21 protein-coding genes and 1 riboswitch are annotated in these 25221 nt (G+C 68.4%); of the genes, 11 read left to right on the plus strand and 10 right to left on the minus strand.

What is annotated here, in order from left to right; translation table 11 throughout:
• Nucleotides 1-47: 47 nt before the first annotated feature.
• Entirely contained in the window at nt 48-1985 is a 1938-nt protein-coding gene (locus TY25_RS28575) for an acyl-CoA dehydrogenase family protein (RefSeq protein ID WP_042261146.1), read from the minus strand.
• Nucleotides 1986-2090: 105 nt separating this feature from the next.
• Here TY25_RS28575 and TY25_RS28580 point away from each other — a divergent pair, with 105 nt between their 5' ends.
• The 3 genes from TY25_RS28580 to TY25_RS28590 are packed head-to-tail and all read left to right on the plus strand — an operon-like array spanning nt 2091 to nt 5310.
• A complete protein-coding gene (locus TY25_RS28580) occupies nt 2091-2744 on the plus strand; it encodes a TetR/AcrR family transcriptional regulator (RefSeq protein WP_042261148.1) in 654 nt (217 codons plus the stop codon).
• Complete coding sequence (locus TY25_RS28585; RefSeq protein ID WP_042261151.1) at nt 2744-3679, plus strand: ABC transporter ATP-binding protein; 936 nt, start codon at nt 2744-2746, stop codon at nt 3677-3679. The genes TY25_RS28580 and TY25_RS28585 overlap by 1 nt, the downstream gene beginning before the upstream one ends.
• Nucleotides 3676-5310, plus strand: a complete 1635-nt coding sequence (locus TY25_RS28590; RefSeq protein ID WP_042261153.1) for an ABC transporter permease — start codon at nt 3676-3678, stop codon at nt 5308-5310. Before TY25_RS28585 ends, TY25_RS28590 begins: the two co-directional genes overlap by 4 nt.
• A 110-nt stretch (nt 5311-5420) precedes the next feature.
• Here TY25_RS28590 and TY25_RS28595 read toward each other — a convergent pair whose 3' ends face one another.
• From TY25_RS28595 to TY25_RS28605, 3 genes are all read right to left on the minus strand, one after another.
• Nucleotides 5421-6266, minus strand: coding sequence for an LLM class F420-dependent oxidoreductase (locus TY25_RS28595; RefSeq protein WP_042261155.1), 846 nt, complete (start codon nt 6264-6266; stop codon nt 5421-5423).
• 71 nt (nt 6267-6337) lie between these two features.
• Nucleotides 6338-7102: an SDR family oxidoreductase gene (locus tag TY25_RS28600; RefSeq protein WP_042261157.1), complete on the minus strand. Its 765-nt coding sequence runs from the start codon at nt 7100-7102 to the stop codon at nt 6338-6340.
• Nucleotides 7103-7181: 79 nt separating this feature from the next.
• Nucleotides 7182-7817 carry a phosphatase PAP2 family protein gene (locus TY25_RS28605; RefSeq protein ID WP_226887370.1) on the minus strand — a complete coding sequence of 212 codons (636 nt, stop codon included), beginning with the start codon at nt 7815-7817 and terminating at the stop codon, nt 7182-7184.
• Between the two features lie 324 nt (nt 7818-8141).
• Here TY25_RS28605 and TY25_RS28610 point away from each other — a divergent pair, with 324 nt between their 5' ends.
• The gene (locus TY25_RS28610; RefSeq protein ID WP_162184234.1) at nt 8142-10493 is read left to right on the plus strand and encodes an ATP-binding protein; all 2352 of its coding nucleotides are present in this window, start codon (nt 8142-8144) and stop codon (nt 10491-10493) included.
• Nucleotides 10494-10518: 25 nt separating this feature from the next.
• On the opposite strand, the gene TY25_RS28615 is transcribed toward TY25_RS28610, so the two are convergent.
• The 3 genes from TY25_RS28615 to TY25_RS28625 all read right to left on the minus strand — a co-directional run bounded on the left by TY25_RS28615 (nt 10519) and on the right by TY25_RS28625 (nt 14736).
• The gene (locus TY25_RS28615; RefSeq protein ID WP_042261162.1) at nt 10519-11412 is read right to left on the minus strand and encodes a nuclease-related domain-containing protein; all 894 of its coding nucleotides are present in this window, start codon (nt 11410-11412) and stop codon (nt 10519-10521) included.
• Between the two features lie 101 nt (nt 11413-11513).
• Nucleotides 11514-12911, minus strand: coding sequence for a DUF2252 domain-containing protein (locus TY25_RS28620; RefSeq protein ID WP_042261164.1), 1398 nt, complete (start codon nt 12909-12911; stop codon nt 11514-11516).
• 121 nt (nt 12912-13032) lie between these two features.
• Nucleotides 13033-14736 (minus strand): GMC oxidoreductase, encoded by a 1704-nt coding sequence (locus TY25_RS28625; RefSeq protein ID WP_042261166.1) that lies wholly within the window; start codon nt 14734-14736, stop codon nt 13033-13035.
• 229 nt (nt 14737-14965) lie between these two features.
• On the opposite strand from TY25_RS28625, the gene TY25_RS28630 reads away from it, so the two are divergent.
• The 7 genes from TY25_RS28630 to gcvP all read left to right on the plus strand — a co-directional run bounded on the left by TY25_RS28630 (nt 14966) and on the right by gcvP (nt 22450).
• Nucleotides 14966-15562, plus strand: coding sequence for a CDP-alcohol phosphatidyltransferase family protein (locus TY25_RS28630; RefSeq protein WP_029901340.1), 597 nt, complete (start codon nt 14966-14968; stop codon nt 15560-15562).
• 82 nt (nt 15563-15644) lie between these two features.
• Nucleotides 15645-16043, plus strand: coding sequence for a glycine cleavage system protein GcvH (gene gcvH / locus TY25_RS28635; protein WP_014984395.1), 399 nt, complete (start codon nt 15645-15647; stop codon nt 16041-16043).
• Between the two features lie 168 nt (nt 16044-16211).
• Nucleotides 16212-16691: a glycogen accumulation regulator GarA gene (gene garA / locus TY25_RS28640; RefSeq protein WP_014984396.1), complete on the plus strand. Its 480-nt coding sequence runs from the start codon at nt 16212-16214 to the stop codon at nt 16689-16691.
• A 101-nt stretch (nt 16692-16792) separates the two neighbouring features.
• Nucleotides 16793-17593, plus strand: coding sequence for a transcriptional regulator FtsR (gene ftsR / locus TY25_RS28645; RefSeq protein WP_042261169.1), 801 nt, complete (start codon nt 16793-16795; stop codon nt 17591-17593).
• 248 nt (nt 17594-17841) lie between these two features.
• A complete protein-coding gene (locus tag TY25_RS28650; RefSeq protein WP_014984398.1) occupies nt 17842-18315 on the plus strand; it encodes a bifunctional nuclease family protein in 474 nt (157 codons plus the stop codon).
• A gap of 224 nt (nt 18316-18539) precedes the next feature.
• Complete coding sequence (locus tag TY25_RS28655; protein WP_029901342.1) at nt 18540-19133, plus strand: MerR family transcriptional regulator; 594 nt, start codon at nt 18540-18542, stop codon at nt 19131-19133.
• Between the two features lie 250 nt (nt 19134-19383).
• Nucleotides 19384-19476, plus strand: a riboswitch (glycine riboswitch).
• Nucleotides 19477-19627: 151 nt separating this feature from the next.
• Nucleotides 19628-22450, plus strand: a complete 2823-nt coding sequence (gcvP, locus tag TY25_RS28660) for an aminomethyl-transferring glycine dehydrogenase (protein ID WP_042261170.1) — start codon at nt 19628-19630, stop codon at nt 22448-22450.
• Between the two features lie 109 nt (nt 22451-22559).
• On the opposite strand, the gene TY25_RS28665 is transcribed toward gcvP, so the two are convergent.
• The 3 genes from TY25_RS28665 to TY25_RS28675 form a co-directional block, all read right to left on the minus strand.
• The gene (locus TY25_RS28665; protein ID WP_042261171.1) at nt 22560-24230 is read right to left on the minus strand and encodes a substrate-binding domain-containing protein; all 1671 of its coding nucleotides are present in this window, start codon (nt 24228-24230) and stop codon (nt 22560-22562) included.
• 112 nt (nt 24231-24342) lie between these two features.
• Nucleotides 24343-24618: a WhiB family transcriptional regulator gene (locus TY25_RS28670; protein ID WP_014984402.1), complete on the minus strand. Its 276-nt coding sequence runs from the start codon at nt 24616-24618 to the stop codon at nt 24343-24345.
• A gap of 24 nt (nt 24619-24642) precedes the next feature.
• On the minus strand, nt 24643-25188 hold the full coding sequence (locus tag TY25_RS28675) for an HNH endonuclease (protein ID WP_043674875.1): 546 nt from the start codon (nt 25186-25188) through the stop codon (nt 24643-24645).
• Between the last annotated feature and the right edge of the window lie 33 nt (nt 25189-25221).

A 25221-nucleotide genomic window follows, 5' to 3' on the forward strand; every position in this document is an offset into this window, starting at 1 on the left:
GCTTCTCGAAAACTGATCAGTGGCAGCGCATCCGATGAGCAGCCAGTTCACCCGCGTTCGTAGACGCTCGCGTCGTCGAGCATCGCGGCGCGCAGCATCGACTCCGGCACGCCCAGACCTTCGATGAGGGTCAGCGCGTCGGGCCGCAGCCGGTCGACGAGTTCGTTGACCCCGCGGCGCACGCCCTTGGCCCGCTCGACGGACATGAAGCGATGCATGATGTACCAGGCGGAGTTCTCCTCCAGCGTCGAGTAGACGAAGAGGTCGCACACCGTTTCGGCGAGGGCGCGCGCGTCGGGATCGTGGATGTCCTCGATGCCTTCGATGAACGCTTCCAGGATGAGCCGATCGATGTGTGCGGTGCCCGCGGTGAGGATGTGGTCCTGCGCGTTGTTGAAGGCCTCGAACGGGCTGGTGTCCTCGGCGCGGGCACGCAGACGGTGACCGGCGGTGCGCACCAGGTAGTCCTCGCGGTCGGCGAAGAGTTGCAGCTGCACCGCGCGGCGGGACAGGTCGCCGTCGTCGACCGTGTCGTCGGAGCCGTCGCGCAGGGTCTGGATCAGCTGACGCACGCCCGAGCGCTTGCGCACCTCGTCGCGCGCCATGGTGGCGGCGAATTTGACCCAGCCGAGCGCGTCGAGGTCGCGGATCTCGTCGGAGTACGCGGTGAGCAGTTCCTTGGCGACCAGCTGGGTGAGTACCACGTTATCGCCTTCGAAGGTGGTGAACACGTCGGTGTCGGCCTTCAGCGTGACGAGCCGGTTCTCGGTCAAATAGCCTGCGCCGCCGCAGGCTTCGCGGCATTCCTGGATGGCCCGGGTGGCGTGCCTGGTCTGCGCCACCTTGAGGCCCGCGGCGCGCTTCTCCAGCGCGCGCTGCGAGCTGGGGTTGAGGTCCTGCCCGGTCTGCACCAGGTGCATGCGGCGGACGAGGTCGTTCTGCGCGAAGGCGAGCGCGTAGGACTTGGCGACCAGCGGCAGCAACCGGCGCTGATGGCTGCGATAATCCAATAGCACGGTTTCCTGTCCGCTGTCCGGATCGGAGAACTGCCTGCGCTTTTCGGCGTAGCGCACGGCGATGCTCAGTCCCACCCGCGCCCCGGCCGCGGCGGCGCCGCCCACACTGACTCGCCCGCGCACCAGCGTGCCGAGCGTGGTGAAGAAGCGGCGGCTCGGATTCTCGATCTCGGAGCTGTAGGTGCCGTCCGGTGCGACGTCGGCGTACCGGTTGAGCAGGTTCTCGCGCGGCACCCGCACGTGGTCGAACACGATGCGGCCGTTGTCGACACCGGGCAGCCCGCCCTTGAGGCCGTCGTCGAAGGTGGTCACGCCGGGCAGGTCCGCGCCCGCCTCGTCCCGGATCGGCACCAGCAGACAGTGCACGCCCTGGTTCTTGCCCTGGGTGATGAGCTGCGCGAAAACCGCTGCCATCCTTGCGTGTTCGGCCGCGCCGCCGATGTAGTCCTTACGCGCCGACGGGGTCGGCGAGTGCACCACGAACTCTTGGGTCTCGGGGTCGTAGGTCGCGGTGGTCTCGAGATTGGCGACGTCGCTGCCGTGCCCGGATTCGGTCATCGCGAAGCAGCCGAGCAGGTCCAGCGAGAGCAGCCGCTTGATGTACTCGCGGTGCCGCTCGGTGCCGAGGTTCTCCACCGCGCCGCCGAACAAGCCCCACTGCACACCGGCTTTCACCCACAGCGACAGATCCGCGTAGGCGAGCATCTCGAGTCCGGTGACCGCGGCGCCCGGCTCGCTGGTGCCGCCGTTCTCCCGGCGGAAGCCGCGCTCGGCGTAGCCCATCGTCGCGATGGCGCGCATCTGCTCGAGCACCCGGGCCCGCGCGGCCTTGTAGTCGAGGTAGGAATCTCCGGCGAACTTGTCGTCCGCGAGCTGGACGCGAGCCTGCTCCCGGATCTCGCCCCACGGTCCGTCGAGCGCTGCGCGGAGGTGATCTGCGGTCGTTGCGGTGCCGGTGCCGGTAGTCATAACTCGACATTAGCCCGATGTGGGCCGGGCAAACCGTGACTGTTGACACGACATTCCGGGCAGGCTCTTGTGGTGGGTTGAACGCGTGTTTAGTATATTGAACATGTGTTTAACGAACAGCCCCTACCGCAAGGACCCGCCTCGGATCTGACCACCGCGGCCCGAATACGTGACGCCGCGATCGAGGTCTTCGGCGACCAGGGCTTCCAGGTCGGGGTGCGGGCCATCGCGAAGGCGGCGGGCGTGTCACCGGGACTGGTGAACCACCACTTCGGTTCGAAGGACGGCCTGCGCGCCGCGTGTGACGCGCGAGTGCAGCAGCTGATCCGCGACAAGAAAGTCCAGACGATCACCGCGGGCAACGTCGCGAAGGGCATGCTGGCCGCCCTCGCCGAGATCGAGGAGTACGCACCGCTGGTCGCCTACATGGTCCGCAGCCTGCAAGCCGGGGGCCCCATGGCGAGATCGCTCTTCGAGCACATGGTCGAGGACGCCGAGGTCTATATCCAGCAGGGCGTCGAGGCGGGCGCGATCAAGCCGAGCCGCGATCCCGCGGCGCGGGCCAGATATCTGATGACGCTCAATGTCGGCGCGACGCTGCTCTGGATGCAGATGCATCACGAGCCCGGCGAAAAGCTCGATTTCCGTAAGGCCATTCGTGAGTTGACCGAAGAGCTCACCCCTCCGGCCCTGGAGTTCTACACCCAGGGCATTCTCACCGACCCCACGCTTTTGGACACCTTCACCAAGGAGCATTGATGTCCGAGGTCATTCAAATCGCCGATCTCCGTAAGACGTTCGGCCATGTAGCCGCGCTCGACGGCCTGGATCTCACCGTCGCGGAAGGGGAGATCCACGGCTTCCTCGGCCCGAACGGCGCGGGTAAGTCGACCACCATCCGGGTGCTGCTCGGCATCCTGCGCGCCACCGCCGGACGAGCCGAGCTGCTCGGCCGCGACCCGTGGGCCGATGCGGTCGCCTTGCACCACGAACTCGCTTATGTGCCAGGCGATGTCACGCTCTGGCCGTCGCTGTCCGGTGGTGAGACCATCGACCTGCTCGCCCGCATGCGCGGCGGTATCAACGCCGAACGCCGCGCGGAGCTGATCCAGCGCTTCGACCTGGACCCCCGCAAGAAGGCGCGCACCTACTCCAAGGGCAACCGGCAGAAGGTCGCGCTGATCTCCGCGCTCGCCTCGGACGTGCGCCTGTTGCTGCTGGACGAGCCGACCTCCGGCCTGGATCCGTTGATGGAACAGGTTTTTCGCGAATGCGTGCAGGAGGCCAAGGACCGCGGCACCACGGTGCTGCTGTCCAGTCACATCCTCTCCGAGGTCGAAGTGCTCTGCGACCGGGTGACCATCATCCGCGCGGGACGGACCGTGGAGAGCGGCACGCTCTCGCAGATGCGGCACCTGTCGCGGACCTCGATCACGGCCGAATTGGTCGGTGACCCGGGTGATCTCGGTCGGCTGCCCGGCGTCGGCGACATCCAGTGGGACGGAAAGACCTTGCGCTGCCAGGTCGACGGTGAACATCTCGGCGAACTGATCCGGGTGCTGGGCGATACCGGCGTGCGCAGCCTGACCAGCACTCCGCCGACGCTCGAAGAATTGTTCCTGCGGCACTATCACGTCGGCGCCGACGACTCGGCCGCCACCCCGGCGCAGCGTGGGGAGAAGGTGCGGGCATGACGACCGTTGCCGCGGGCAGGCACTCCGCCGCCCCCGCCGCGCGTGGCTCGGCCGACTTCGCCGGCACCGGCCAATTGCTGCGGCTGTACCTGCGCCGTGATCGAATCGTGTTGCCGCTGTGGGTGATCGCGTTCGGCATGCTGCCCGCGTTCTATGTCTCGGCGACCAAGGGCGTGTACTCCTCGCCCGCCGACCTGGCGAACTACGCGAAGACGATCACCGACAGCCCCGCGCTGATCGCCATGTACGGGCCGGTGTTCAGCACCGAGCCCGGCTCGATGTACCTGTGGAAGGCCGGGCCGTTCTTCGCGATGATCGCGATCGCCACCATCCTCACCGTCATCCGGCACACCCGGGTGGAAGAGGAGACCGGACGGGCCGAGCTGGTGGGCGCGACCAGTATCGGGCGCTACGCCGGTCTCTCCGCCGCGCTGGTGCTGACCACCGCGGGCTGCGTGCTGGTCGGAATCATCGCTGCCGCAATGCTGTACAGCAACGATCTGCCGATCGCGGGCTCGGTGGCCTACGCGGCGGCGCTGGCCGGTTCCGGGCTCGCCTGGGCCGGCGTGGCCGCCGCGGCCGCGCAGGTGAGTACCAGTTCGCGGATCGCCCGGGGGATCGCGCTCGGCGCGCTGGCCGCGGCGTACGCGCTGCGCGCCATCGGTGATGCGGGAAACGGTGTGCTGTCCTGGTTTTCGCCGCTGGGATGGTGCATCCAGATGCGCGCGTTCGCGCAGGAACGCTGGTGGGTGCTCGTTCCGCTGCTGCTGGTCGCGGTGCTCACGGTGGCGGCCGCGTATCTGCTGCTGAGTCGCCGCGATACCGGCTCGGGTCTGGTCGCGGAGCGGCCCGGGCCGCCGAGCGCGGCACCCTCGCTGGCCGGCCCGCTCGGCCTGGCTTGGCGGCTGCAACGCGGGTCGATGGTGTTCTGGGCCATCGGATTCCTGCTGTACGGGTTGCTGATGGGCGGCGCGATCAAGAGCGTCGGGGACATGCTCGGCGACAACGACACCGTGCACGACGCGATCACCCGGATGGGTGGTTCGACCATGCTGCAGGATTCGTTCGTGACGCTGGCGCTCACGTTGCTCGCGGCCGGCGCCGCGGCCTATTCGCTCTCGGCCACGCTGCGGCTGCACGACGAGGAGTCCAGCCAGCGGATCGAGTCGACCCTCGCCGGTGCGGTCGGCCGCGAGCGATACGCGTTGAGCCACATCGCTTTCGCGCTGCTCGGTCCGGTGCTGCTGATGTCCGTCGCCGGTCTCGCGATCGGGGTGGTGTACGGGGCGACCGACGGTGATCTGCTCGGCAAGGTGGCCGACACGTTGGGCGCGGCGCTCGTCCAGGTGCCCGCGGTCTGGGTGTGCACCGGTATCGCGGTGGCGCTGTACGGTTTCGCGCCGCGCTTCACTCCGGTGGCCTGGGGTGTGCTCAGCGTCCTGGTCGTCATCTTCTTCGTCGGCTCGCTCGACGGGCTGCCGCAGTGGGTGGTGGATCTGGTGCCGTTCGTCCATCCGCCGAAACTGCCCGGCGCGCCGTTCGAGATCGCGCCGGTGCTGTGGCTGCTGGGCATCGCCGCCGCGCTGCTCGCGGCGGGCCTGCTCGCCTTCCGCCGCCGCGACCTGCGCTGAACGCGCGCGCCCAGCTCGTAACGATTCGCGCACCCCTTTCGCGTTCCCGCACCCGCTGTGGACTGGCACAGCGGGTGCGGGAACGCGAAAGGCGTGCGGGAACCGGAGGCTCAGCCGATCCCGAGCTTGCCGACTAGGCGCGCGAGGTACGCGCGTACGTCGTCGGGCGAACGATCCGGCATGCCGAAAACGACTTCGGTGACACCGAAGTCGGCCCACTGCGCCAACTGTTCCGCGTTGTGGCGGCCCGCGAGGGCGACGATCTCGGGGTTGCCCGCGCGCTCGTGTTCGCGCCAGACCCGCTGCAACAGGGCGATTTTGGAGTCCAGTCCGGCTTCGGTGGGAGTGGTGATCCACCCGTCGGCGTTGTCGGCCAGCCAACCGAAGGTCTTCTCCGTGCCCGCCGCGCCGAGCAGCACCGGAATGCGTTTCTGCACCGGCTTGGGCCAGGACCAGCTCGCGCCGAACTGCACGAATTCACCGGCGAAGCTGGCTTCTTCCTCGGTCCAGATGGTGCGCATCGCGTCCAGGTGTTCGCGCAGCACGGTCCGGCGCTTGTTCGGGGGGACGCCGTGATGGGCGAGTTCGTCGGTGTTCCAGCCGAATCCGACGCCGAGGCTGACGCGTCCGCCGGACAGGTGGTCGAGCGTGGCGATGGTTTTCGCCAGCGTGATCGGATGATGTTCGGCGGGCAGCGCGACCGCCGTCGAGAGCCCGATCCGGCTGGTGACCGCGGCGACGGTGCCCAGCGCGACCCAGGGATCGAGCGTGCGCAGGTAGCGATCGTCGGGCAGGCTCGCGTCACCTGTCCGGGGGTGCGCCGCGGCCCGCACCACGGGAATGTGCGTGTGTTCCGGTACGTAGAAGGTATCGAAACCGACACCTTCGGCGGCCACCGCCGCCTCCGCGGGCGTGATGCCCCGATCGCTGGTGAACAACACAATTCCGTACCGCACCGTACGCGCTCCCATCGCCGAAACTAGAACAAGTTCTACCATTCTTTGCCGGTGCGCACCATGGGAACGGGTCAGAGCAGGGTGCCGCCGGTGGCGTCGATATAGGAGCCGGTGACCCATCGGGCGTCGTCGGAGGCGAGGAAGGCCACCACGTCGGCGATATCGCCGACCTCGCCGACTCGGTTGAACGCGGACCATTCGGCGAGTTCCGCGACGGCCGCGGGGTCGGCGAAGACCGGCCCGCCGGTGTTGGTCACGCCGGGCGCGACCGTGTTGATCGTGATCCCGCGCGGCGCGACGTAGCGGGCCAGTTGCACGGTGATCTGCTCGAGCGCGCCTTTGCTCATCGCGTCGCAGATCTGCGACGGGAAGGAGGTGCGGGTCAGGCCGGAGGAGATGTTGACGATCCGGCCGCCCTCGGGCATCAGCCGCAGCGCGCGCAGGGTCAGGTAGAACGGCGCTCGGGCGTTCACCGCGATGGTGCGATCGAACAGCTCGGGTGTGACGTCCTCCGGGGTCGCGACCTCGAATCCGGTGTGCGCCGCGTTGTTGATGAGGATGTCGAGCGTCGGCGCGCCGGTGCGCACCCGCAGTTCCACCTCGAGCGCGGCGAACAGCTCGGGTATCGCCTCCGTCGTGGCGAGGTCGGCCTGGACCAGGAATGCGCAGCCGCCCGCGCTCTCGATCTGCCGCACGGTTTCCTTGCCCGCCACCTCGTCGGTCGAGTAGTGCACCGCCACCAACGCGCCATCCCGGGCGAGGCGGCGGGCGATCCCGCGCCCGATGCCGCGACTCGATCCGGTGACCAGGGCGGCTTTGCCCTGCAGCTTGCTCATGTGATCCCCTCGAGTAACTACTACGGTTGGTAGTAGAGATTAGCCGGATTTGTCCGGTGTGCAATCCCTTCGAGTGGAATCAGGACGAATTACGTTGGGGCGCGGGTGCGCCCGGGAACAGCCGCGCCGCCCAGCAGAACGTCAGCGCCATGGCCACTGCGGCCGCCGTGCCGCCGATGATGTCGGTGGGCAGGTGATAGTCCAGTCCGATCATCCCGGCCGCCGCGGCGAGCAGGGCCGGTATCGCGACGGCGACCGTGCTCAGCCGCGCGCGTGGGGAATCGGCGAGCACGAAGAACGTGGTCGCGATCGCGACGAGATGCACGGTGTGGCCGCTGGGATAGGCCAGATAGTCGTGGAGTTGCCGGTGCCACAGCGGTTTCCACACCCACGCGTTGAGCGCGACCGCCAGGCCCGGAACCGCGAGCATGAGGGCGGCGCTGCGCCACCGGCTTCGGTAAGCGAACCAGCCGGCGGCGATCGCGAGTAGCGGCAGCAAGATGTAGCCGTTGCTCGGGACGACCAAGAATTCCGCGAGACCGGGCCGGGCGTCGAGCGCGGCATGGATCGGGGCGGCGAGCGTGCGGTCCAGGGTGGTGGGGCCGCCGTCGGGTGGGAAGGTCGCGGGCAGCGCGCCGGTCACGGTGGCGCCCAGCGCGATGCCGCCGAGGGTGGGTACGCCCCGTGGAATGACGTCTTGTCGCGATCCGGGCACCGATCGACGATAGTCAGTGGCAGGATCGCACCGGTGGACGGCTCGCTATGCACACCCGTCCCGGATGTCAATGGTCACTCGACCCAACCTGTCCGGAATGGTGCTGTGCCCGAAACCGGAACGGCGGCAGGCGAACTCGACCGAAACGGGCAAGATGCGCCGAACCGCCCGCAGGGTTGCGCAGGCTTGGTATCGTCGTGTTCGATCGGCGAACAAAAGGGTTCGTAGATCGAGGATCTCGGCTCGGTCGGCCTGGATGCAATGGGGCTCTGGCGTATTTGTGATGGTCGTCGGAGCCGGGGCAGTGACTGAGAGGTACCCATGGTGGGCGATGATGTCCAGCCGTCGCTGGCCGGCACCTATCGGCTTCCGACGGTGGTCGGACGGACGGCCGAGCTGGCCGAAATGGGGCGTCTGCTCAGCGATCCGCGCGTTCGGCTGCTGACCCTCACCGGGACGGCCGGCGTCGGTAAGACGGCGCTGGCACGGGAAGCGTTGTCGGACACCACACTCGACGGCCGTCGCCGGGTCGCGGTCGACCTCGTGGACGGTGACGACCCGGGTGGCGTCTGGCAGGCGGTGCTGGCGGCGGTGACTCGGGTACTGCCGGGTTCGGCGGCCGCGACACTCGTGCTCGACGTGCTCGTGGACCGGGTCGGCGAGCACCCGCTGGTGCTGTTGCTGGACAACTGCGATCGGGTGGTCGAGCGGATCTCCACCGATCTCGTGCGCCTGCTCGCGTGCTGCCCGAACCTGATCATCGTTGCGACCAGCCGGATTCCGTTCAAGCTCTACCGTGAGTGCGTGCTGTGCGTGCGCCCGCTGCCCACCGACACCGGCAGCGGCGACTACTACCCGGGCTCCTCCTTCGCCGCGGAACTGCTGCTCGACAGCATCGACAGTCACTACCGCGGGTCGGCCACCATGGCCGATCGGCTGGTCGTGGACGAGATCGTGGGCGAGCTGGACGGGGTGCCACTGGCGCTGGAGCTGGCGGCGGGCACCATCGCCCGGATCGGCCCGGTGCGCACCCTGCAGCAGATCAAAGCCGGCGGCGAGCTGCTCTCACCCGGGTATGTGGACGTGCCCGTCCGGCATCGGTCCCTGCCCGGAGCGGTCGCGTGGGGTCTGCGCGACCTCGCGCCCGAGGCGCTCGAGCTGCTGCTGCGGCTTTCGCTATACGAATCGGTGATCGACACCGACACCGCCTGTCTCGCAGTGGGTATCGGCGAGGAACAGGCCGCGGCCGCGCTGGCCGACCTGGTGCAGCGCAGCCTGCTCGACCATACGGTGAGTGGCCCGCGCGGCAACGGTTACCGGCTCTTCGCGCCGGTGCGCGCCTACTGCCGGCACGCGTTGCGCGCGGACTCGGTGCGGGCCAAGGAGATTCGTGCGGACCAGGTACACCGCCTCGGTCAGCTCGCCGAGACCATCGGCCCGCAGTTCGAGCAGCACGAGCAACGCGGCGCCGCGCTGGACATCGCGGGCCGCCTGATCGTGGACTTCCTTGCCGCACTGCACTATCTGATCGACACCGGCCAACCCGAACAGGCGGTCCGGCTCGCGGCGGTACTGGAATCGGCGTGGATCCAGCACGGCTATCAGGCCGAGCTGGAATCGGTGCTGGCCAAGGCGCTGGAGATGAGCGACCGGACGACGCTCACGCCCGGCGTGACGGCGCCGCTGTGCCTCGAGGTGCTCGGCGTCTGGGCGGGGCGCTCGGGCCGGCTGCGCCGCGCCGTCGATCTGCTCACCAGTTCGGTTGCCGCATACCGGCGTTTCGACCGTCCCCGGGACGCGGCCCGCACCGCCGTGCCGCTGGCGGTGGCGCTGGCCGCGGTGGGGGAGCACGACACCGCCCGCGACCTGTTGCGAATGGCGGCGCGCTACCGCGACGAACTCGGCGGCCCGTGGCCCATGCGGATCGAACTGTCCATGCGCCTGGCGGCGCTGCCCGATCCGCCGCGGCGCGATACCGGGGTCTGGTCCGAGATCCGGGATCGGATCCGGCAGCTGGACAGCACCGCGCGCCTGATCGGGTTGAACACCCTGGCGCGCAGCCAGATCGGGCCGCTGACCGCGGATCGCGCCCAGTCGCTGTACCGGGAGAACCTGGCGAACAACGACCTGTCCACCCATGTGCTGCAGACGATCGTCGCGCTCGAAGGCTGTGCCCGCGCCTACGACGCGGTCGGTGTCGAATACGCCGAACAGACCTTGACCCTGCTCCTCGCGGCCCGGCACCTGCGGGCCACGCACGGCATCCCGCTGCTCGGCGCGGGCGATCCCGCGCCGCGCCTGGCGGAGAACCGGAACGCGGTGGGGGAGAGCAAATTCCGGGAGATCCAGCGGCTGGCGGCGGAGCTGACCCTGACCGAAGCGGTCGCCTACGCGCGGAACGCGCCCACGCTGCCCGACCCGGAAGATTCCCCGCTGGCCGCCCTGACCAACCGGCAGCGCGAGATCGCGACACTGGTGGCGACCGGGATGACCAACCGGATGATCGCGACCCAGTTGCGGATCTCCGAATGGACGGTGGTGAACCACGTCCGTCAGGTGATGCTCAAGCTCGACTGCCCGTCCCGGCTGCACGTCGCGCTGGTGGTGGAGCGCGAAGCGCAGCTCGCCGATCCGGCACCGGAGTCACACCGAATCGCCCTGGCGCGCAAGCCATGACGCGACTACAAACCGTGACCGGCGACTACGGACCGTAGGTCAGCACCGCACTGATGACGAACCACAGCAGCCACGCGAACGCGATCAGCATGCCCACCGCGAGGGTGATCCGCATGAAGGCCCGGCCGAAGTCCATGTCCCGGGTTTCCCGCGGATACAGCTTCCACGGGCTGTACCAGGGCGCCTCGACCGCGTAGATCGGCTTGCTCGCTTCCCGCTCGGCCTGGGCCAGTTCCTCCGCGTACGCCTCGGCCTGCGCCTGATTGGGGCCGCCGTGCCACAGCGTGATGTCGATCGGGCCGAGGAAGCCCTCGTTGAGCAGCTCCTGCGGGGCGGGCAGGTAGGGGAGGATGCCGAGACCGCGGAACGCGACCGCGACATCGTTCGCCGTCCACAGGTGCTTCTCCTGCTGGGCCAGCACATCGAAATAGTGCCGCAGCCGCGCGGGGTCCTCGCCGAGGATCACGTCGAAGCTCGGGTCGCTCCAGGCCTGCTGGATCTTCAGCTGCGCCCCGCGCAGCGGGACGACGAGCGCGAGCCCGTGCACCGCGCGCTGGCCGAGCCCACGATCGGCCAGCCAGTTCTGCAGCGCGAAGGTGTGTTCGCGCGACTTCTCCAGCGGCGTGCGCCGGTCTCGGCCCTCCATCGCGGCCGGTTCGCCGTTGATCGTCCACGCGCCGTTCAGCGGGATCTCCAGCACGCCGTCCTGCCGCGCCACCAACGCCTCCGCCTCGATCACCACGCAGCTGGTCGGCGTCCAGATCACCGCGTCGAACTGATGCAGCCGATCCTTGTGGAACAGACTGCAGTTGATCGTGGCGACGCCCTTGGGGCTGCCCGGGTCCTTCCAGGTGCGCAGCCAATCGATCAGCGCGCGCTCGGCATTGGTGCCCGCGGCGTTCTGCACTCGCACCAGCATTGACGACCGCCCTTCACGTCGACACTCGACAGCTCACAGGATACGAGGTCCGGCGCCGGGTTCGTCGCCCTCCTGGCAACAGTCGGCGTGTTGGTGCGCGCTCACTCCGCCGGATCGGCCGCGATCCTGCCGCTGCGCACCGCCTCGACCAGCACCGCGTGATCGGCTTCGGTGCGATCGGCGTAGCGGACCGCGAAGGCCGCGACCGCCTCCTCGAACCGCTCGTCGTCGCCGAGATAGCCTGCCAGCAGGCGGGGATCGAGCGAGCGGGAGTGCGCGCGGGCCAGCAGCGCCCCGGCCAGCCTGCCGTAGTCGTCGAGATCGCCGGCGGACAGTTCGGCCGGGTCGATGCTGCCCTTCAGATTGCGGAATTGCCGCACGATGAACGGTAATTCGACGCCGTCCCCGGTCGGGTCCACGCTGGTCCAGCCCAGCAGGATATCGGTCTCGGATTGAACGTGCCTGGCGCCCTGCACGATTCGCTCGCCTTCGTGGCGTGCCGGAACGGCGGGCAGATACGGCGCGAGCGCCGACGGGTTGGCCTGCTTGATCTGCAGGACCACCGACTCGCCCTCGTTACCGTGCAGCAACGCCACGTAGCTGTGCAGCCCGACGCTGCCGGTGCCGACGATCCGGAACGCGATGTCGGACACCGCGAATCGCGCGAGCAGATGGCGCCGGGACTCCCGCAGGGTGCCCGCGTAGCGCTCCAGTCCGCCGGTGAACGCCGCCGCCACCCGCTCGTCCACCTCGGTGAGAATCGGTGGGTCGCTGACGAATCGGTGCTTACGGATGCCGGTCTCGTGATCTTCCAGGTGCTCGGTCCATTTCGCGACCACTTTGGCGCTGGTGTTCTTGCGGGCCTTCTTGGCGGCCTTCTTGAAATCGTCGATCAGGTCCTCCGCTTTCGCGGCGCTCAGGATCGACTCGTCGGGCAGCGCGGTCCACGAGGTCATGAACGGCAGGTCGGCGAGCTGACCGGCGGCGAGGCGGTACGCGCGCGCGGCGTCGCAGGCCGCCCGGCGGCAATCCTGCTCGTCCGTACCGCTTTCCCGGCCCGCGAGCACCAGGCTGGCCGCGAGCCGCTCCAGATCCCATTCCCAGGGACCGACCACCGTTTCGTCGAAATCGTTGATGTCCATGATGATTTCGCCGCGGGCCGTGCCGTAGAGGCCGAAGTTGGCGGCGTGCGCGTCCCCGCAGATCTGTGCGGCCAGGCCGCTGTCCGGTCCGCCCGCCAGATCGGCGGCCATGAGCCCCGCCGCGCCGCGGTAGAAGGTGAACGGCGAGGTGATCATCCGCCCGATCCGCAGCGGCACCAGGTGCGGCAGGCGGCCCGCATTGCTCGCCTCGATGAAGTCGAGCACCTCCGGGCGCCGCACGCTGGTGGCCGCGCGATCGCGGGCGATCACCGGGACTTGCCGGCGAATCGCCTGCCCCCGCGCGCGTACCTCCGCCGCGGGGATGTACGAGCGCAAATCGATACCGTTCTCCGACACAATGACTGACGCTAGCGGGTAACTGCCATCCTGGGCACCTCCGATGGTCGACGTCACTCGGGTCGGGATCGCGCGTGGCGATCCCGGTCCGAGTCCCGCCCTCCGGGGTTCGACCGGTCGCTCAGGTGGCCGAGACCGGTGGCTGCGCCGCATCCGCCGGGACGATCGGCAGGCGCAGCGCGCCCGGCGCGGCGGCGGGCACGACGGCGTGCTTCGGCGCCACCGGGGCGATCCGCCGATAGGCCGCGCCGAGTTCGGGGCGCGGATCCTGCTCGTTCTTGTTGGGCCAGAACGCCATTGCCCGCTCGGCCTGCGCGGTGATGGTGAGCGAGGGATTGACGCCCAGATTCGCCGTCACCGCGGACCCGTCCGCGATGTGCAGCCCGGGATGGCCGAACACCCGCTGATACGGGTCGACGACGCCGGTGTCGGCCGTGTCGCCGATGACGCAGCCGCCGATGTAGTGCGCGGTCGCCGGGATGTTGAAGACGTCCATCACCAGGCCGTGCGTATCGCCCTTGACCTTCTCGCCGAAGCGCCGGCCGATGTCGTGCGCCATCGGGATCCAGGTCGGGTTCGGCTCGCCGGTGCCCTGTTTCGTCTTCAACAACCCGCGCTTGCGGAACGAGGTCAGTGAATTGTCCAGCGACTGCATGACCAGCAGGATCACCGACTTCTCCGAGGCGTGCCTGGCATTGAGGCTGCGCAGGAAGACCAAGGGATGCAGCACGATCGCGAGCAGGAAGCGCAGGAACCGGAACGCGCCGCCGTCCACGATCGGCACCGACATCGGGAACAGCGCGTTCTGTCCCTTGCCGTAGTGGCACACCTCGATGTGGGTGTCCTCTGCCGGGTGGATGGAGGAGGTGATCGCGATGCCCTCGGCGAAGTCCCGGCGCGCGCGGCTGACCACGTTGAGGATCGCCTCGGAATTGCTGCGGGTGAGTTCGCCGAGCCGGGGCGAGAGGCGGGGGAGCACCGCGTCGTCGCGCATCTTGTGCAGCAGCTTCTGGGTGCCGAGCGCGGCACCCGCGAACACCACCTGCTCGGCGGTGAAGGTCTTGCGCTGCTTGCGAATCCACCGATCCGACCGCTGCGTCTCGACCGCGTAGCCGCCGTCGGGCAGCGGGCGCACCGCGGTGGCCGTGGTGAGTTCGTGCACCTCGGCGCCGGCCTGTTCGGCCAGGTACAGGTAGTTCGTGGTGGTGGTGTTCTTGGCGTTGTGCGGGCAGCCGGTGAAGCACTGCGCGCAGTGCACGCAGCCGCGCCGGCGCGGCCCGACGCCGCCGAAGTAGGGATCGTCGACCTCGGTGCCCGGATCGTCCTCGTTGAAGAACACCCCGACGTTCGTCGGGTGGAAGGTGTGCCCGACGCCGAGGTCGCTCGCGATCTCCCGGATCACGTCGTCGGCCGGGGTCAGCCGCGGATTCGGCGCCACGCCGAGCATCCGCTGCGCTTGGTCGTAGTAGGGCGTGAGTTCGGCCCGCCAGTCGGTGATGTGCGCCCACTGCTTGTCGGTGTAGAAGTCGGGCAGCGGCTCATAGAGGGTGTTGCCGTAGATCAGCGAGCCACCGCCGACGCCGGCGCCGGAGAACACCGCGCACTTGCCGAGCACACTGATCCGCTGCGGCCCGGTCAATCCGAGCCGGGGCGCCCAGATGGATTTGCGGACATTCCAATTGGACTTCGGGATGTCCTCGGCGTGCCAGCGTCGGCCCGCCTCGAGCACGCCGACCCGATACCCCTTCTCGGTCAGCCGGAGGGCGCTCACGCTGCCGCCGAAACCGGATCCGATCACCACCACGTCGTAGTCGAATGTGGGCATGATTTCCTCTCGTCACCAACCGTTCGGCAGGTCCACGCCGCGCCGATGGATGAGATAATTTCATACTCATTCTTTCACCGACGCGCTGTGGTGCACACCATCGTCGCACGCGGATATGGCCGAATGCGGCGCGCCTGGATGGCGTCGAGCGGGGTCGGTGCGGTAAGCACGGGGCGTGACAACCGAATCGGGCACCACGGAACCGGAGGAACGCGCCGCCAGCGACGGCGTGCTCGGCGGTATCTTCGCCGACCGCATCCTCACCGTCCCGAATGTCCTGAGCGTGCTGCGCCTGCTCGGCGTTCCGCTGCTGCTGTGGCTGATGCTGGTGCAGCGGGCCGACGGCTGGGCGTTCGCGCTGCTGATCGCCAGCGGCGTCACCGACTTCCTGGACGGCAAACTGGCCCGCCTGCTCGATCAGTCGTCCCGGCTCGGCGCGCTGCTCGACCCGTTCGTCGACCGGCTCTACCTCGTGACGACGCTGGCCGCCTTCGTGATCCGCGGTCTGCTCCCGGTGTGGGTCGCGGTGCTGCTGATCGGCCGCGAGGCGGTGCTCGCGCTGACGTTGTCCATCTACAAGCGGCGCGACCTGCCGCCGCCCGATGTCATCTATCTGGGCAAGGCGGCCACCTTCGCCCTGATGTCCGCGCTGCCCTGGTTGCTGGCCGGGGAGATGGATTGGGCACTCGATGGTTTCGGACGGGCCTTCGGCGGGGCACTACTGGTCTGGGGCACGGCAGTGTATGTATGGACCGGCCTGCTCTACACCGGCAAAGCGATCGCGGTCGCACGCGCGATACCGGCTGTGCCACACCGGTCCACGTAAGGTGCAGCGCCGGGTCGGACTCTCGGCCGACCCTCGCATAGAGTTGCGCACACACGATCACGATGGAAAGGACGGACGGGCTGTGACCCAGACCCCCGAGGACCTGCGCTACACCGATCAGCACGAGTGGGTGCGGCGACTCAGCCCTACCCGCGTTCGGGTGGGAATCACCGACTACGCCCAGTCGCAGCTCGGTGACGTCGTGTTCGTGCAGCTGCCCGAAACCGACAAGGACGTCGCGGTGGAAGACAGCATCGCCGAGGTCGAGTCGACCAAGAGCGTTTCCGACATCTACGCGCCGCTGAGCGCGAAAGTCGTTGCGGTGAACGAGGAATTGGTGCAGCAGCCGGAGACGCTGAACACCGATCCGTACGGTGACGGCTGGCTGTTCGAGTTGGAGGTCGCCGACGCTGCCGGCCTCGACGCGACGCTGGGTGAACTGCTGGATGCGGCAGGTTATCAAGGAGTTATCGGGGGCTGAATCAGCCTTCCCGGTTCTACCTGCACGGGCACGCCCTGGCAGGGTACGGTCAATGCCAACAGATCCGCCGGCAGTCGTTGCCGGGAATCTAGGGACTCGACGGCAGGTCGTGGTGCCACAGGTATCACCTGCTTGCATGGATAATCAGGTTCGAGGAGGAGAGAAACGGTGAGCGAGAACAAAGACCCGGGTTACGGGGAGACCGCGGCCGAGACGACGTCGGTCTTCCGCGCGGATTTCCTGAACGAGGTCGACGCGTCGCGCTCCGGAGAGCCGACCGGTGAACAGCCGGTCCAAGGGGTCGAGGGTCTGCCCGTTGGTGCGGCCCTCCTGGTCGTCAAGCGCGGTCCGAACGCGGGCTCGCGGTTCCTGCTGGATCAGCCGACCACGTCGGCCGGTCGCCACCCCGACAGTGACATCTTTCTCGACGACGTCACCGTCAGCCGTCGGCACGCCGAGTTCCGTCAGGACGACGATTCGTTCCAGGTGGTCGATGTGGGCAGCCTGAACGGCACCTATGTGAATCGGGAGCCGGTGGACTCCTCGGAACTCCAGAACGGCGACGAGGTGCAGATCGGCAAGTTCCGTCTGGTGTTCCTCACCGGACCGAAGGCGTCGGTGAGCGAAACGGGTGCAGGGAGCCTATGAGCACGCGGCGTCGGGTCCGAAGGGCTCGGGGTCATGAGAGTGTGTGCTGTGTTGAGGGATAGGGCACTGTGACGGGCGCGGCGCAATGGGCACGCGGAGGCATGTCGATCGGCTCCGTGCTCGACCTGTTGCGCCCGGACTTCCCGGACGTCACCATCTCCAAAATCCGCTTCCTGGAGGCGGAAGGCCTCATTCGGCCGGAGCGAACGCCCTCGGGCTACCGCAGGTTCTCCGTCGCCGATTGTGAACGGCTGCGGTTCGTCTTGACCGCGCAACGCGATCAATACCTGCCGCTGAAGGTGATCAAGGAACAACTCGAAGCGATCGACAGCGGTGCGGCGTCGCTCGGGGTACGGGAAGCCCGTGCCCGAGCGCACTCCGGCCGCGCAGGTGCCGCGGAGCCGACCGCTACCGGGTCGGCCTCCGGGCACCCTGCCGCGTCCGGCGGGAACAGCAACGGCGCCGCGGCGCCGAGGAGGCTCGGCGTGGTGCCCAGCGAGATTTCCCCCGACGATCTGCGTTTCGATCACGAAATCCGGCTCACCCGCGCGGATCTGCTCGCGAAGGCCGAGATCGACGACGCGTTCCTGAACGATCTGATCCGGGCCAACCTCATCACCCCCGGCGCCGCCGGCTTCTTCGACGGTGATGCGGTGACCCTGGCCAAAACCGCCAAGGCGATGGCCGAATTCGGTTTGGAGGCACGGCATCTGCGTGCGTTCAAACTCGCCGCCGACCGCGAGGCCGCGCTGGTCGCGCAGATCGCCGCGCCGATCGCGAAGAGCCGCGACGCGGGCGCTCGCGCGCGCGCCGAGGAAACCGTGCGGGAATTGGCGGCGCTGTCGTTGACGTTGCACGCCTGTCTGGTGAAGTCGTCGGTACGGACGTCGCTGGGCGGCTGAGCATCCCGGCGAATCACCAGGCCGGGCTGAGGTGTCAGGTTTCAGTCGGCCAACACGCCGATTTCGGCTGTGCACACGCATCGCTGCACCCGTCCGCGTTCGCCTAGACTCGTGGTACGGCGAGCTCTGCGGTGGTCGTGCCGGGCGGCCTGGCGAAATGGGAGGCAGTGCGATGAGTGAGCGAAGCGAGCGAATCATGTTGCAGCGTGCTTCGCGCGTGGCGGAGCTGAGCGGAGCGAGGCGCAGCCATGAGTGAAATGCGGGTTATCGGCATTCGTGTCGAACAGCCACAGAATCAGCCCGTGCTGTTGCTTCGTGAGGTGTCGGGGGACCGGTATCTACCGATCTGGATCGGGCAGGCGGAAGCGACCGCGATCGTGCTGGAGCAGGAGGGGGTGACGCCGATCCGGCCGCTGACCCACGATTTGATCAAGATCCTGATCACCGAACTCGGGCACACGCTGAAAGAGGTGCGCATCGTCGATCTGCAGGAGGGCACCTTCTACGCCGATCTGGTGTTCGACAACGATCTGCACGTGTCGGCGCGCCCGTCGGATTCGGTAGCGATCGCCTTGCGGGTGGGTTGCCCGATCTATGCCGAGGAGCCGGTGCTCGAGGAGGCCGGGTTGGTCATGCCGGACGAGCGCGAGGACGAGGTGGAGAAGTTCAAGGAGTTTCTCGAGTCGGTGTCACCCGACGATTTCAAGGCCACCGACAGCTGAACAGGATCTTTCCGGCATCCCGGCGTTTTCCCGGGATGACCGGGGGATCAGCTCTGAACTAGAGCTTGAGACTTTGACCGCGCGTCGCGTTTGGCTCGACGATGGTGCTCCCTGGACAATCTAGGGGAGTAATCTCGATAGTTGGGCCACGTCCGTTTTGGCCAGTTCGGCAGTACCGCAGTGTTCGGCAGTACCGCAGGGGTCGAAACGGAGCCGGGTCATCGATGAGGCTAGCCGTCGGCGAAGCAAGGGAGTGGTCAGTGGCAGAGCAATCGCAGGATGTGGTACAGCCAGGCCTGTTCCCGGACGACTCGGTTCCTGACGATCTAGTCGGCTACCGGGTGCCCAGTGCATGCCAGGTGGCCGGGATCACCTACCGGCAGCTCGACTACTGGGCGCGGACCGGACTGGTCGTGCCCTCCATCCGCAGCGCGGCCGGCTCGGGGAGCCAGCGGCTGTATTCCTTCAAGGACATTCTGGTCCTGAAGATCGTGAAGCGGCTGCTCGACGCGGGCATCTCGCTACAGAACATCAGGATCGCGGTCGACCATCTGCGCAGCAGGGGAGTGCAGGACCTCGCGGGCATCACGCTCTTCTCGGATGGGACCTCGGTGTACGAGTGCACCTCGCCCGAGGAGGTCGTTGATTTACTGCAGGGTGGGCAGGGCGTCTTCGGTATCGCCATCAGTGGCGCCATGCACGAACTCACCGGTGCCATCGCCAATTTCCCGGCAGAACGCGCGTCCGCGGTGACCGAGCGGCCGGAGGACGAGCTGTCCTACCGTCGCAAGGCGCGAATGAACCGCAAGACCGGTTAAGAGATAAAGCAGACACAACACCCCGCCTCCCCGTCATCGAGGGTAGCGGGGTGTTGTGCTGTGTGGCACTTGAATTTTCGAAGTTCCAGGGCGAGAGGTCGAAAACATCAAGATACTTGGATATGCGCATCTAACTATAGGTCTGCAACAGGGCGAGCCGGGTGCGAACGGCACGTGACCAGCGCGACACGGCAAGGAAGGGAGCCGGTGGCGCACATCGGCGTGGCGTCGGCATAAACTGGTGGCGCGTCGCCGCCGTGCGGGAGAGTTCCGGGTAACCCCGGGCGCCGAAGGAGCAGCACCTCTCCGTCAATCTCTCAGGCAAAAGGACCGTACGGGCTTCGACGTCTCTGGAAAGCGGTGGCCTGCTACGAGCGGAGTCGCCCGCCCACGGGGAAAGGGGCTCGGCTCAGGTCGCGGCAACCGAATCTCTCAGGCGCCACGACAGAGGGAGAGGGCTGGTACCCGTCGACCGACGTCGACCCGCCCGACCCATGGGAGCTGCCGTGACTCGCTCATTCGCCGACCGCCATATCGGACCCGACCGGGAAGAACTCGCCCGGATCCTGGACGTCGTCGGCGTCGGCTCGCTCGACGAGCTCGCCACCAAGGCGCTGCCCGCCAGCATCCTGGACGGTTCCGGACTGGCCGGATTGCCCGCCGCGGCAACCGAACACGAGGTGCTCGCCGAACTCGCCGCCCTCGCGCACTCGAACACCGTCGCCACCTCGATGATCGGCCTCGGCTACTACGACACATTGACGCCGCCGGTGCTGGTGCGCAACCTGCTGGAAAACCCGGCGTGGTACACGGCCTACACGCCGTACCAGCCGGAGATCAGCCAGGGTCGGCTCGAAGCGCTGCTCAACTTCCAGACCATGGTGTCGGAGCTGACCGGCATGGACGTCGCCAACGCCTCGATGCTCGACGAGGCCACCGCCGCGGCCGAGGCGATGACCCTGCTGCACCGCGCGAGCCGATCCAAGTCGGTCCGCCTGGTCATCGACACCGATCTGTTCCCGCAGACCAAGACCGTGCTGACCACCCGGGCCCAGCCGCTGGGCATCGAATTGGTGCCGGCCGACCTGTCCGGCGGGGAACTGCCCGAGGGTGAATTCTTCGGGGTGCTCGTGCAGGCGCCCGGTGCGTCCGGTCGCATAGTGGACTGGACGTCGCTGATCGCCGCCGCGCACGAGCGGGGCGCGCTGGTCGCGGTCGGCGCCGACCTGCTGGCGATGACGTTGCTCGCCTCGCCCGGCGACCAGGGTGCCGACGTCTGCTTCGGCACCACCCAGCGTTTCGGCGTGCCGCTCGGCTTCGGTGGCCCGCATGCGGGTTATCTGGCAGTGCGCACGGCGTATGCCAGGCAGCTGCCGGGCCGGTTGGTCGGCGTGTCGGTGGATGCGGACGGGGACCTCGCCTACCGGTTGGCGTTGCAGACCCGCGAGCAGCACATCCGCCGGGAGAAGGCCACCTCGAACATCTGTACCGCACAGGTGCTGCTGGCGATCGTGGCCGCGATGTACGCGAGCTACCACGGTGCCGAGGGCCTGCGCGCCATCGCGCGCCGGGTGCACGGACACGCGGCCGCCATCGCGGCCGGGCTGGACGGCGCGGTCGTGCACGACAGCTTCTTCGACACCGTGCTGGCGCACGTGCCCGGCGGTGCGGAAGCCGTTGTCGCCAAGGCGAAGTCGCGGGGGATCAATCTGCGGCTGGTGGACGCCGATCACGTCGGCATCGCCTGCGACGAGGCGACCACGGCGGCGCACGTCGCCGCGGTGCTCGAATCGTTCGGCACCGCACTGTCTTCCGAGCAGCGCGAGCCGGCCCCGGCCGCCACGATCGAGACCAGGACCTCGCCGTTCCTCGAACACCCCGCGTTCACCAAGTACCACACCGAAACCGCGATGCTGCGTTACCTGCGGTCGCTGTCGGACAAGGACATCGCCTTGGACCGCAGCATGATTCCGCTCGGCTCCTGCACCATGAAGTTGAACGCGACCGCTGAGATGGAAGCGATCACGTGGCCCGGCTTCGCCCGCGTGCACCCGTACGCGCCGGTCGAGGACGCCCCCGGCCTGTTGCAGGTGATCCACGACCTCGAGCAGTGGCTCTCCGACATCACCGGTTACGACTCGGTGAGCCTGCAGCCGAACGCCGGTAGCCAGGGCGAGTACGCCGGGTTGCTGGCGATCCGGCGCTACCACCTGGATCGTGGTGACACGCACCGGGATACGTGCCTCATCCCGTCCAGTGCGCACGGCACCAACGCGGCGTCGGCGGCGATGGCGGGGCTGCGCGTCGAGGTGGTGAAGTGCCGCGACAACGGTGACGTCGACCTGGACGACCTGCGCGCCAAGATCGCCGACCACGCCGACCGGCTGGCCTGCATCATGATCACCTACCCGTCCACGCACGGCGTGTACGAGCACGAGGTCGCCGAGCTGTGCGCGCTGGTGCACGACGCGGGCGGCCAGGTGTACGTGGACGGCGCGAACCTGAACGCGCTTGTCGGCCTTGCCCGTCCGGGCCGATTCGGCGGCGACGTCAGCCACCTGAACCTGCACAAGACCTTCTGCATCCCGCACGGCGGAGGCGGTCCCGGCGTCGGTCCGGTCGCGGTGCGGTCGCATCTCGCGCCGTACCTGCCGGGCGACCCGCTCGAGCTCGACTCGCACGCGGTGTCGGCGGCGAAGTACGGTTCGGCGTCGATCCTGCCGATCACCTGGGCCTACATCCGGATGATGGGCGCCGACGGCCTGCGCGGCGCGACGCTGACCGCGATCGCCTCGGCGAACTACATCGCCCGCCGGCTCGACGAGTACTTCCCGGTGCTCTACACCGGTGAGCACGGCATGGTCGCGCACGAGTGCATCCTGGACCTGCGCGAGATCACCAAGCAGACCGGCGTCACCGTCGACGATGTGGCGAAGCGTCTGGCGGACTACGGTTTCCACGCGCCGACGATGAGCTTCCCGGTGGCGGGCACGCTGATGGTGGAGCCCACCGAGAGCGAGAACCTCGCCGAGCTGGACGATTTCATCGAGGCGATGATCGCCATCCGCAAGGAGATCGACCAGGTCGCCGCGGGTGTCTGGCCGGTCACCGACAACCCGCTGCGCGGCGCGCCGCACACTGCGGCCAGCCTGGTGGGCGAGTGGGAGCACCCGTACAGCCGCGAAACCGCGGTGTACCCACGGGGTCTCGGCCACGCTCGCGCGAAGGTGTGGCCGCCGGTGCGCCGCATCGACGGCGCGTACGGTGACCGCAACCTGGTGTGCTCGTGCCCGCCGCTGGAGGCGTACGCCGACTGAGGTAGCGGGTGGGCGCACCCCGCCGGCCGACCGCACCGCTTCCGCCGTCGCGCAACCGCTCTGGCAGGCCAGGGCGGTTGCGCCCTTGGCAGGGTGCGGCTTTCGGCGTTTACGGGGCCGTCAGCGACTGCACGACCGCCGAGGCGAAGGTGAGATCGTCGGAGGTGGCCAGGCGGGTGTAGGTGCCACCGCTCTGTTCGGAGATGCTTTTCAGGGTCTGCGTGCCCGGTCCGCCGATCACGATGATGTCCACGCGGACCGGATGGGCCTTGTCGATCGCCGCGGCCATATCGCTCGCGAGTTTCGCGCCGGTGACCGAGGAATCGTCGTCGGGCCCGTCGGTGATGAGCAGCACCGAATTGGTGCGTCCGGCGGTGTAATTGGCCACGGCGTTCTTGTAGGCCGCGATCAAGGAGGGGTAGGCCTGATCGGCGCGGACGTCGGTGGCGCGCACGGCGCCGAGTGCGTTGCTGACCTTCGTGCGCTGCGCGTCGGTGAGCGGTGCGGTGGCGGCCTGCACCTTGTACGGCTTGGTGTCGTCGAGGTTCTTGCCGAAAGTCCAGATGCCCAGGCCGAAGTCGGGCGGCATCACGGTCATCGTGGAGTTGAGGGCGGCGATCACGTTGGCGAGCCGGGTGGTCGAGCCGTCGGCGGTCGACATGGATGCCGAGACGTCTACCAGCACAGTCGATTGCACGCCGAGCACCGGGTTGGCGAGCGTGCCGGCGACCTTGTCCAGGACCGCGCGCGGCGGCGCGGGTGCGGTGGCGGGCGGGCCGGCGGTGAACCCGGCCGCGGCGAACGTCTGGGCGGTTTCCGGGGTGCGCAGGAAGTCGGCGAACAGGCCGCCGATCAGGTTCTGGGTCTTGTCGACCCACGGCCCGGACATCAGCGCCGCGGGGTGGTCGGCGATCGGTGCGGCACCGGACGGACGGTAAACAGTTAGTCCCGGTTGGCTTTTGACCTGCTGTTCGGTGGTCGCGACGGCGTGCACGGTGGCGTCCTTCGGCGCGCCCGCGAGCGCGCTGAAGGCGGCGGCGGTGTCGGGTACCTCAGGTGCTTCGGCGGCGAGGCCGGAGATGGCCGAGACGACCTGGCCCGACTGTGCGGCGGGGTCGGTGAGTGGGTCCGCGCCCGAGACCGCGGAGCCGACCGCGATGGCGGCGGCGAGGGTGGCATCGCCCGGCGGTAGCGCCATGCGCAGGCCGCCCCACCCGGACAGGCCGATATCGCCGAGCGAACCCTGTTGCAGGCGTGGCAGATCCGACCACGACGACTTGGCTTCTTCGAGGGCGCCGCGCAATTCGTCGGGCACCGCGAGCACGATCGGGCTCACCGCGATCGGTGCGGGCGTGCCCTCGATCAGGCCGGGGACGCGCATGGCTTCGATGGAGCGGGTCGAGTCCGGGATCCACAGCACCGGTTGCGGGCCGAGATTCGGATCCCACGGCTTGCCGCTGGTGAAGGCGGCGACGATGGAGGCGGACGGCTGAGTGGTGACCGACACCTGCGCGCAGTGGTCGCGCACCTTCGGCTGCGTCGCGTTGTAGCGGTCCGCGGCCGCTCTGACCTGCGGTGCGATATCCGGATCGGCGGTCACGTACAGCGTCGCGGCGCCGGAGACGCATTCGGCCGCAGCGGCGCTGTCCTCGTCCGCGGCGCGGTCTCTCAACTGAAACCAGCCGAAGACGCCCGCGACCAGCAGCACGATGGCCACTATCGCGAGAACCGGACCTTTACTGACGCCACGGGACCTGGTTCCGCTGCGATGAGTGCCCACGGTGCACAGTGTATGTTCACCTGCGGTTTGCGGGCTCGGCGAGTCTCCTGCTCGTCGGCGTGCCGTGTCGAAACAGCCGGCGTCGTGCCCGGACGGGGCACGACGCCGGTGCTCAGGGGCGGATCATCCGGCCCCGGTCGAACTCGTGGCCACCCCAGACGCCGGACTGGCCGGTGCGCGCGGCGAATTCACCGCACGCGGTGCGGATGGGGCAATCCGCGCAGACCTCGCGCGCGTAGTCGAAGTCCTGCGACGGATACGGGAACCAGGCCTCGTGATGCGGGTCACCGCGGCAGGCGGCCCGATGCCACTCGCCGGAGTCCGAGAGCGGGAGCAGCTCCGCCAGGGTCAGCTGCACGACGGCGGCGGTGTCGGTGTGGACGGTCATCGTGGTGGTCTCCTTTCTCGGATGTCAGGTCCGCGCGAGCTGCTTCCAGATCTGTCGCTGCTGTCTGGCCCGGTGGTTGGGCGCCTTCGGCACCCAGAGCAACCGCATGCCTGCCTCCTCGGGCGTGCGGTCTGCCTTGCTCGTGTTGCACGGCCCGCAGCAGGCGACGAGGTTGCTCCAGGTGTTCGGGCCGCCCCGGCTGCGCGGGCGGATGTGGTCGACGGTGCGGGCCCAGGCGGCGCAGTAGCCGCACCGGTGGTTGTCCCGGCGCAGCACGCCGGCCCAGGTCGCGCGGCTCTCGTCGTGTACCCGCGCGCTGTGCTCGAGGTAGACGTAGCGCAGCAGCCGGATGGTTTCCGGCAGCAGCACCTCGACGTGTTGGGACCGGATCGTGAAATGCGGTACCCGGTCGGCGATCGACTCCGCGGTTCCGGCCATGAGCAGCACCACGGCCCGGTCGGCGCTGATCTCGTCGAGCGCCTCGTAGGAGGCGTTGAGCACCAGCACGCCGGTGTGTATCCAGTTGTCGGCGGTGACGGCCGCGGGGTATGCGGCATGGCGGAAGGGCATGGGAATCACCATGTTTCGGGAAGAGTCGAGCGA

The organism is Nocardia brasiliensis NBRC 14402 (assembly GCF_000308475.2).
GTDB classification, from domain to species: Bacteria; Actinomycetota; Actinomycetes; order Mycobacteriales; family Mycobacteriaceae; genus Nocardia; species Nocardia brasiliensis.